Raw genomic sequence first — 9,111 nt, 5'->3', positions numbered from 1 at the left:
CAAGCTCGGCTAACCTGGCAGGTGGATCCCTGGGGATCCTGGCAGGTGCGCGGCGTTGTACAGGAGTTCCATTTGTGGATCGGCTGGCCAGACCTGCCATCCCCTGGGATGGATCCCGTCAAGCCCCGAGAGCCTCCTTGGCCGCATACATAACCTCTAGGGTGATCTCGGTCAGGCCACGCTCGCGGGCAAATTTTTCGGTGTTGCGTTTCACCTTGCCGCGCACAAAGCCGGGCACTTTGTTCAGCTCCGCCTGGGCTTCTCGCGTCCAGATGAGATCGGAATCGGCGCTCAGGCTCTTGTGGATCACTTCTTTGGTGTCGTGGCCGCCGAAGACCTCCAGCAGGTGATCCTCCATGCCCAGGGTAAAGGAGTTGTAGATTAGGTCCACAATTTGGTTGGCGCCCTCATACCCCAAAAAGGGCCGGTAGCCGATGGGAAAATCTTGCACGTGCATGGGCGCCGAGATTACCCCACAAGGGATCCGCAGCCGCTTGCCCACATGCCGCTCCATCTGGGTGCCGAAGATGGCGGCAGGCTCCACCTGGGCAATGGCATCGGCTACGCGGGTGTGATCTTCGGTCAGCAGCACCTGATCGCAATACCCGCCCACCTCTGCCTGGAACCACTCGCCATCGTAGGTGCAATAGCTGCCCGCCCAGACCACATGAACCCCCATCTCGCGGGCCAGGATCTTGGTGATGGCTGCCGCATGGGTGCAATCCCCAAAGACCACGGCTTTTTTGCCGGTCAGATTTTGGCAATCGATGGAGCGGGAGAACCAAGCCGCCTGGGAAACGTAGAGGGTCTGCTCCTGGATGTAGGGCTCGTAGTCCACCGGGATCCCTTGCTCGTTGAGAACCTGCTGGATCTGGCGGATGAAGCGGGCTGTTTCCACCACCCCCATGGGGGTGATCTCCACATAAGGTGTGCCAAACTGCTCCTGCAGGTAGCGAGCCGTCATCGGCCCCAGTTCCCGGTAGGGCACCACGTTAAACCAGGCCCGCCCCAGGTGCTTGAGATCGTGGACGCTGGCCCCCTGCGGGATCACCAAATTGAGCTCGATCCCCAGATCCTGGAGCAGCTTTTTCAACTCCCGCAGATCGTGGGCATGGTGAAAGCCCAGGCTGGAGATGCCGAGGATGTTGCAGGAAGGACGCTCCGTCCTCCGGGGCGGGCCGCTCAACTCCCCACTTTTGCGGGCTTTGTTGATATAGAACTCCACAATCTGGTGCAGGGTGCGCTCGGCGGCCTGCAACTCGTTGACCCGATAGTGGTTGACATCGGCCAGCAGCACGTCACAGCGGCTGGACAACTGCGCCTGCCGCACAAAGTGATGCAGATCCTCCTGCAAAATGCTGGAGGTGCAGGTGGGGGTAACCACAATGAGATCAGGCTGCTCCTCGCCGTCTTTGCGGACGATGTTGCGAATCACCTTCTCGTCCGATCCCCGCGCCAACACCTGCCGATCAACGACGCTGGTGGTTACCGGGGTAAAGTCCCGCTCCCGCTCCAGCATGGAACGCATCACGTTGAAATAGTCGTCCCCCAGGGGAGCGTGCATGATGCTGTGAACGTTTTTGAAAGAACTGGCCACCCGCAGCGTGCCGATGTGGGCGGGGCCAGCGTACATCCAATAGGCCAATTTCATGGACAGCCTCTCAAATGAAAACCGAGGCAAGAGCCGGGATCCCAATCCGCCGCCGACTTCTCACCCGCTGCAAATCTCTTCTGGCATTGTAGAACGCCCGGCAGCCGGGATCCCTTGGCCGTTATCCTCCGTAACTCCCGGCCACGGCGATTGTAAACATCATCGATCAAAAGCAAAACGGCCCTTTCAAGACAGCGACAATTACGGGGATCCCTCTACCCTGACTTCAAGGCCTGTTCCATGCTGGAAATAGGGGCAGCAGCCCTGGACTCCGCTTGGCAGCTTGCCGGCGAAGAACCCAATTTCCGTAGCTTTCGTTACAGATTAACTTTTGAATACAAAATGTGTACCTCTACAAACTTGAGCAGAGATTTTGGGTTACCCAGGCAAGTTTTTGGCCAGCCAAGGCAGACTGAGTCTGGAGAGAGGCTCTTCTGTTTCCCTGGATACAAACCTGGGCAAAGACCCGGGCAGAAGGGCGTGGCTGCTGGAGAAAGCGAACACCCTTTGAGGTGTTGAGGTGAAAGGCCATGGGCTCTACCACGATTTCTTGGCAACGTGATCGCAAAGCCCCTCAGGAGCAGATGGATTCCATGACTGTCACATATCTTAAGTCTGCGGCTTGCCTGCGCAACTGGCTGCAGGCGCCCTTGCAACCGATTCGAGCGGCAATTGACAGCATTGAAGTTCAGGATCCCCGCTTGGCCCACTTTTTGTGTCGGTGGATCCCGGCCCGCTGTCCTTTCGAGCGAGATGTGGTGTTGTTTGGCCACAAACTGATGCACATTCCACCGATGTGCAAGCTCAACCCCTTCTACGATCAAGTAGTAGGGCTGCGCTTCCGGGCTTTGTCGTTTTTGGCAGAACAGGGAGAAGACATCAGCCGCTACCTCTAGATCGACTTTCGGTTTGGATGATACTCCACATGTATTCACGGAACATAGATTGCTTCTTTTTTCATCAGTGGACGGAGTTTGGGGCGTAGAGCCTTGTCGGCCACAAGGTCGAGGGGGCATCCAAGTTTGTCTTCCAAGTAGAAGAGCAGATTGAAGTAACGCTTGGAGTCGACTTTACCAATGAATTTAACTAGGATATCGATGTCGCTGCCGGCTTGATCCTCGCCACGAGCAGTTGAGCCAAACAGGGCCAGTCACCGCACACGGCGGGTGTTTATTCTAGCTATCTTTAGGAAGTCGGGTTCAAGGGATCCCTGGCCGTCCAAAAGCCGTTGAGAAACTATGGCCACTTTAAACCAGATATAAGACACTCTCCAAGGGATCCTCGCCACTACCCAAGCGCTCTGCGCCGCCGGCGCGTTCGCGACAGTGTTGCGTAGCAATAACGATGTAACAAGCCGTAGTCTGGCCAGAGTGGATCCCGTCAGAGGGGGTTTCCAACTGGATGAAAACGGCGGCGTTGCTCCTGAAGTTAGGGTTAGCAGGGAGAATCGGAGAGACTACGCTTTAGTTTCTGTAAATTGTCAAGCAGTTGGGGCATGTCACTTTGGATGATACTCCACAAAACGTCGTTGTCTAGAGCAAGATAAGCATGAATGATACGGTTACGAGTGGCAATGAGTTGTCGCCAAGGAATATTTTCGTTCTGGTTACGGACTTCTGCAGGAATGTGAGTGGCTGCCTCACCAATCAACTCGATGTTTCTCAAGGTCGCATCATAGGTTCGGCGATCCCGTTCAAAGTCTTCTTGAGTGTACCCCTCTGTGTATTCAAGGACTCGCTTGGCAAATTCAATCATATCATCTAGGTAGAAACGCCATTCACGGGACATAGATTGCTTCTTTTTCTATCAATGGACGAAGTTCGGGGCGTAGAGCCTTGTCGGTCACAAGGTCTAGGGGGCATCCAAGTTTGTCTTCCAAGTAGAAGAGCAGACCGAAGTAACGCTTGGAGTCGGCTTTACCAATAAATTCAACTAGGATATCGATGTCGCTGCCGGCTTGATCCTCGCCACGAGCAGTTGAGCCAAACAGGGCCAGTCGCCGCACACCAAATTGCTTTTGAATCTCGGCAAATTGCTCGCCGAGCAATTGCAATACTTGTTGTTTCCTCATGGCTGGTCAGATTGGATCATTCACTTGTCAACTCTCCAAGTGGGAACACAGGTTGGCCGCTTGTTTTGATCTTCCAGGCTCACACAGGCAGGTGTTTATTCTAGCTATCTTTAGGAAGTCGGGTTCAAGGGATCCCTGGCCGTCCAAAAGCCGTTGAGAAACTATGGCCACTTTAAACCAGATATAAGACACTCTCCAAGGGATCCTCGCCACTACCCAAGCGCTCTGCGCCGCCGACGCATTCGCGACAGCGTTGCGTAGCAATAACGATGTAACAAACCGTAGTCTGGCCAGAGCGGATCCCGTCAGAAGCGGGTCTCGAACTCCAGGGAAAGGACGTTGTTGCCCTCGAGGTCGGTGGTGGCACGGGTGAGGGTTTGGTCGTTGAGGCGGTAGCGGGCGCTGTAGCGGGTGGGCTGAAAGGGATCCGTCAGGTTGCGCTGCACCGAGATGGAAGTAGCCGGCCCCAGATCGCGGGCCACCTCCAGCGCCAGGCCGACTGAGGAGCGTCTGGGGGCACGGGTATCGACCTGGGGAACGGGGCTGAGGCGAACCTCATCCAAGCCGAGGGTGTCCCGCAGCGTCTCCAACACATCGTTAAGCAAAGCCGTTCCCGCCAGCCCGGCCACCCCTGCTTCGGGGTTGAGTTGGGCCAAAGCTGTTCCCCCCAACAGGGCGACGATCTCTTGGGGGGAGCGGCTGGGGCTGCTGGAAAGGGTCAGAACGCCGTTGCGGGGATCCGCAGCCGCAAGCTGGCTGGCCCGCCCGTTGACGTTGGCAAAGATCTCGATGCTCTGCTGCGATCCCGGCAGGTTGCGGTTGGTGTCGAAGGGGGACAGATCCTGGGGAAAGCGATAGACCTCGAAGGCTTGGGTCACCAGGCGCAGGTTTAAGAAAGGATCGAAGGGGTTGTCCAGGTCAAAGGTGGCGGTGTTGGGGCGGGAGCGATCCAGGCGAAAGTTGGCAATGGGCAGGCTGACGCGGCCTCGCTCCAGGGCGATGGTGCCCGCCGGACGCAGGTCTTGGGGAGTGCCGAACAGGCGCAAGCTGCCGCTGGCGTGGAATTCAAACAGGTTGGGCCGCTGCACGCGGATCCCGGGCCCCAAAACCAGCTCCAGGCCGTTGAGCCGCGGCTGCCAAAAGGGATCCGCCTGAGTCGAGTCTGCGGGAGCTGCCGCCGCTTCCCCTTTTTCAGGGCGGGGGCTGGCATCTACGATCCCTTGGGAGACCTCCAGGCGCCCCTCGAGCAAAGGCCGCAGCAGCAGGCCGCCCACCACCACCTCCCCCTGCAGGCGGCCTGTGTAGAGGTTGGGCAGGGTGAGCTGGATCCCTTGCAGTTGCAGCGTTAGGGGTGGCGAGGTCTCGTCCATCTGCAGGGCGCCGCGGGAGTTGACGGGCAAAAAGCCGTTGGCCAAGAGGGATCCGCCCCCCAACTGGCCCTGCAGCTCCCGCACCTCCAATTGGTTGAGGTTAAAGAAAATTTGGCCGGTCAGGTCGGTGATGGGCTCCGGCAGGGCGGCCAACTTGAGGATCCCGGAGCTAAGGCTGAGGTTCCCCTGCAGGCTGGGCTCTCGCAAGCTGCCGCGGATGGCCAGCTCCAGTTGGCTTTGGCCCCCTTCCCAGCGCACCTGGTCGGTGAGGAGGTTGATCAGGCGCAGGCCGCCATTCTCGGCTTGCAGGGTGAGGTCGATCTGATCCGATGCGGCCCGCACCTCCGCAAAGGGCAGGGTGTAGGGCACCAGGCCGGAAAGGCGGATCGGCTCGTCGCCGTTGGCCAGCAGGGCGCCCTCCAGGCGCAGTTGACCCTGGTTGTAGTCAAATTGTCCCCCCACCTCCCGCAGCGGCACCTGGTTGATCTGGGCGTTGACCACCGTCAGGGAGCCGCGGGCCCGGGGATCCCGCAGGTTGCCTGCCAGTTCCACATCCAGGTTGAGATCTCCCTGCAGCTCCAGCTCGTCCGGCAGGAAGCGATCCAGCAAAGCCAGAGGAAATGCTTGGATTTGCAGGGATCCCGACTGTTCCTCCAGGCCCACCTTGCCAGAGAACAGGGCCTGGCGTTCGCCACTGCGCAACAGCAGCGGCTGCAGCACCACCGCCCCTTCGACCAGGCTGCCGCTGGCGGTGAGGCTCTCGATGCTGAACTCCTGGGCCTGCCAATTCTGGCCCTCGAGCTGAAAGCTGACGCTGGGCCGGTTGAGGTTGCCGACCAGGCTGACGCTGGCCTGAAATTCCCCCTGCAGGCTGGTGGGCGGCGGGATGCGGGGATCCATACGGCTGGCCAGGGCCCCCAGGTGGGCGGCCAGGATCTGGGCGTAGTACTCCAGTTGTTGCAGCAGCGGATAGCCGGGCAGGCCGACCGGCTCTGTCTCTAACACAGCGGCAGGGCCCAAAGGTGGCAGCCGAAAACCGCGGCTGGTGATATCGCTCCACTCCCGCCACTTGAAAGTAGAGACGATATCTTCCAAGCGGCCTTGACGGGTGCTGATCTGCAGGTCGATTTGGGGAATGGGGACTTCCGAGGTGGGATCCAAAGCAGCCTGGAGAGAGGTTGCCGGCAGCTCCAAAGTGCCGCTGGCGGTGTAGAGGCTCTCGAACAGCTCCAGTTGGGCTTGGGCAAGGGTCAGGCGAGCGGGGCGGGAGTCGTCGCTGGGGCGATAATCGAAATCCACTGAGAGGCCCTGCACCGCGAGATCGCCTAGCCGCAGCCCCTCGACCGCAGCTCGACCTCGAGCGGCGCCACTGGCCAGGTCAAGCGCCACCTCCCCATTGAGGGTTCCGCCCAGGCCAGCCCAGGGCCCGGCAGCCAACCCTCCCAGCAAAGCCAGCGGCAACTGGCTTGCCGTCACCTGCAGTTCATCTTGCTGGCGTTGGCCGCGCACTTCCGCCTCGCCCCGCCGCACCTGGAATTGCACAGGCCGAAACTGGGGATCCAACTGCAGCGCCAGCCGCTCCCGCGCCCCCACTAGCTCCACCGCCGTCCCCTGGGCAGACCAGCTAAAGGGCCCGGCCAAGTCGGCAAAGGCCACCTCCCCCACCTGCAAGCCGCGCAACTGCGCCTCGCCAGCCACCTGCAGGTTGTCCGGAGAGCCGCGGATCTGCCCGGATCCCTGCAGCACCCCCTGCAGCAGTGGCGGCAGGCCGGGCACTTCCGCCAGGGGGATCCCGTCAGCGGCAAAGCTCAGGTCCAGGGATCCCACCTGCAGCGTCTGGGGATCCACCGGGATCTCTCCCTCTACTCTGGCCAAGCGGGCGGTGTCGGCCAAGATCTCTGCCTGCTGGATACGCAAGCCAGATCCTTCCCAAGCTACCTGGCCGCGGATGCCGTCAACCCATTGCACTCCCCTCTCTCCCAAAGGCTGGGACAGGGCTAGCGACCCTTGCGCCCGCAACGCCGCCAGGAAACCCACCTCCGCCGCCTCCCCTGTGTCCACCTGCGCCATCAGCTCACCAGAGAGGGATCCCGGCCACTGCGGGTTAAAAAAGGCCAGCGGCAGATCCTGGGGAGCCACTTGGGCTTGGACTTGCCCTCCCGCCCACCGCCCCGCCACCTGGGCCCGGCCCCCGCCCAGCTCCAACACCGCCTGCGGCACCTGTACCGCCCACCCCTCGGCCTCGGGCAAGATCTGCAGCTGTCCTCTGCCGGCAATCTCTCCTCCTTGGGTTGTCCAGGTGGCCTCCACCTGGGGCCGGGATCCCGCCAGCGCCACCTGCACCTGGGCACTTACCGGCCCCAGCTCGCCCCGCCGCGGCAGGTTGAGGGCGTAGAGAGCCAGCACCTGCTCTACATCGGCCCCGGTGACCTGGAGATCGAACCGGCCTGCTAAGCCGGCAGCCCATTGCAGTTGTCCGGATCCCTGGATCCGCCCGCCGGCGGCCTTCAGGTCGATTTCCTCAAAGGCCAAGGTTTGATCGGCCAAGCGGAAGCCAAAAGCATATTCCGGCACCGGCAGGCGATCCACCCGCCCCGGCGAGATCCCTCGCAACTGCCCTTGGATCTGCGGCCCATTCAGCGGCCCGGTGACCCTCAGGGATCCCGCCACCACCCCTTCCGCCGGCAGCTCAACGTTGAAAGTCTCCTGGATCTGCTGCAGGCTGGCCGGGGCAATAGCGGCTTGCAGATCCAATCCCTCCTTGTCGCCGAAGACAATGGAGCCGTTGAGATCTTCAAAAGCAAGCTGGCCAAAACGACCGCTCACCCCCTGCAGTTCCAGCTCCTCTAGGGTAAAGCGAACGGAGCCCTTCACCTCTTCAAAAGGATGGGGCAACCTCTCCAGCCCCAGCCGCGCCTGCTGAACCTGGGCTTGCCCCGTCAACTCCCAAGGGCGTTCTCCTCCCCAGAGGACTTGCAGATCCAGACTGGCTTCCCCTTCCACCTCAGTCAAGGGCGCCGCCGGCAAGACGCTGGGCAGCAGCTCCAAAGGCAGGCGCCGAGCGGCCAGCGTCACCGAGCCAGAAGCCTGGGCGAAATCCGCCACCCCCCGGAGCTGCAGGGGGTAGCCCCCTTCCCCCTCCAGAGAGCGCAGCGCCGCCGAGAGCTGGAAACTGGCCCGACCCCCTCCCTCCTCCCCCGGCGGGGCACTCAGCCACACCTGCGCCTGGCCCTGCAACTGCTCAAACCGGCGCCGCTCTCCCACTAAGGGAATAGCCGTCAGGGATCCCCCCTGCAAACGGATGTTCAGCCCCTGCAAGGGCAGGGATCCCTCGCCTTCTGGCAGTTGAAACTGCACGTCTGCCCAGCCGCGATCCAGCGTCTCCATCAGCAGCAGTTGCGGCTGATTCAGGGTAATATTGAGCACCCACTCCCCCGTCTGCAGCCAGGTCCAGAAGTCGGGGCTGAGGTCGATGGAGCCGATGCTGGCCAGATGTTCGATGTGGCTTTCCCCTAGCCTCACCTGCCAAGGGGCTACAAACCTTACCTCCCCCAATTCCACCTGCCGGCGCATCGCCTGCGAGAGGGTAGCTTCCACCTGGGGCAGCACCCGATCTTGAAAGTAGGCCCCGATTCCCCAGGCAGCCCCAAAAGCGGCAGCCGTCAAGCCCAAACCCAGCCCCGCCCCCATCCAGGTGCCGGGGGGAAGGGAAAAGCGTCGCCGCTGCCCCTCTTGCTCCTGCCGATCCTCTCCCAACGCTCGCCCCTCAGGGATCCCAACCACCCCACTTGAGAAGCCCTGTCTGGCCCGCAGGCCGGCCTCCTTGGGGAACATCAAAAACTGCCCCCATCCTACCCAAGGACTCCCGCCTTGCCACGAGGGGCCAAAAAGCAGGGATCCCTGCCCCCAGCCGCAATCCCCTGCCCGCGGAAAAATACCGTCTCGCCAAGGGAGTAGGGATGCTAAGCTATCTCCACGCCCGAGATCGGGCCTCAACCCTCTGTCGAGATAGATAAAAG

The 9,111-nt window shown here is 61.1% G+C and carries 6 protein-coding genes; 1 reads left to right on the top strand and 5 read right to left on the bottom strand.

The annotated features are described in order from the left end of the window. Nucleotides 1-118: 118 nt before the first annotated feature. Complete coding sequence (gene bchB / locus NW855_RS08620) at nucleotides 119-1,651, bottom strand: ferredoxin:protochlorophyllide reductase (ATP-dependent) subunit B (RefSeq protein ID WP_099887224.1); 1,533 nt, start codon at nucleotides 1,649-1,651, stop codon at nucleotides 119-121. A gap of 593 nt (nucleotides 1,652-2,244) precedes the next feature. Here bchB and NW855_RS08615 point away from each other — a divergent pair. Next, nucleotides 2,245-2,547 (top strand): Mo-dependent nitrogenase C-terminal domain-containing protein, encoded by a 303-nt coding sequence (locus NW855_RS08615; RefSeq protein ID WP_011429783.1) that lies wholly within the window; start codon nucleotides 2,245-2,247, stop codon nucleotides 2,545-2,547. 35 nt (nucleotides 2,548-2,582) lie between these two features. On the opposite strand, the gene NW855_RS08610 is transcribed toward NW855_RS08615, so the two are convergent. The 4 genes from NW855_RS08610 to NW855_RS08595 all read right to left on the bottom strand — a co-directional run bounded on the left by NW855_RS08610 (nucleotide 2,583) and on the right by NW855_RS08595 (nucleotide 8,926). Further along, nucleotides 2,583-2,795 (bottom strand): nucleotidyltransferase family protein, encoded by a 213-nt coding sequence (locus NW855_RS08610; protein WP_255322556.1) that lies wholly within the window; start codon nucleotides 2,793-2,795, stop codon nucleotides 2,583-2,585. A gap of 290 nt (nucleotides 2,796-3,085) precedes the next feature. After that, nucleotides 3,086-3,439, bottom strand: a complete 354-nt coding sequence (locus NW855_RS08605) for a DUF86 domain-containing protein (protein WP_011429784.1) — start codon at nucleotides 3,437-3,439, stop codon at nucleotides 3,086-3,088. Then, on the bottom strand, nucleotides 3,429-3,722 hold the full coding sequence (locus NW855_RS08600) for a nucleotidyltransferase family protein (protein ID WP_011429785.1): 294 nt from the start codon (nucleotides 3,720-3,722) through the stop codon (nucleotides 3,429-3,431). Before NW855_RS08600 ends, NW855_RS08605 begins: the two co-directional genes overlap by 11 nt. A gap of 305 nt (nucleotides 3,723-4,027) precedes the next feature. Further along, nucleotides 4,028-8,926: a translocation/assembly module TamB domain-containing protein gene (locus NW855_RS08595; protein WP_414508657.1), complete on the bottom strand. Its 4,899-nt coding sequence runs from the start codon at nucleotides 8,924-8,926 to the stop codon at nucleotides 4,028-4,030. Nucleotides 8,927-9,111 lie beyond the last annotated feature (185 nt).

The organism is Synechococcus sp. RC10B2 (assembly GCF_047502635.1).
Note: the sequence above shows the minus strand (reverse complement) of the source record. Positions and strands in the feature narration are given on the sequence as shown.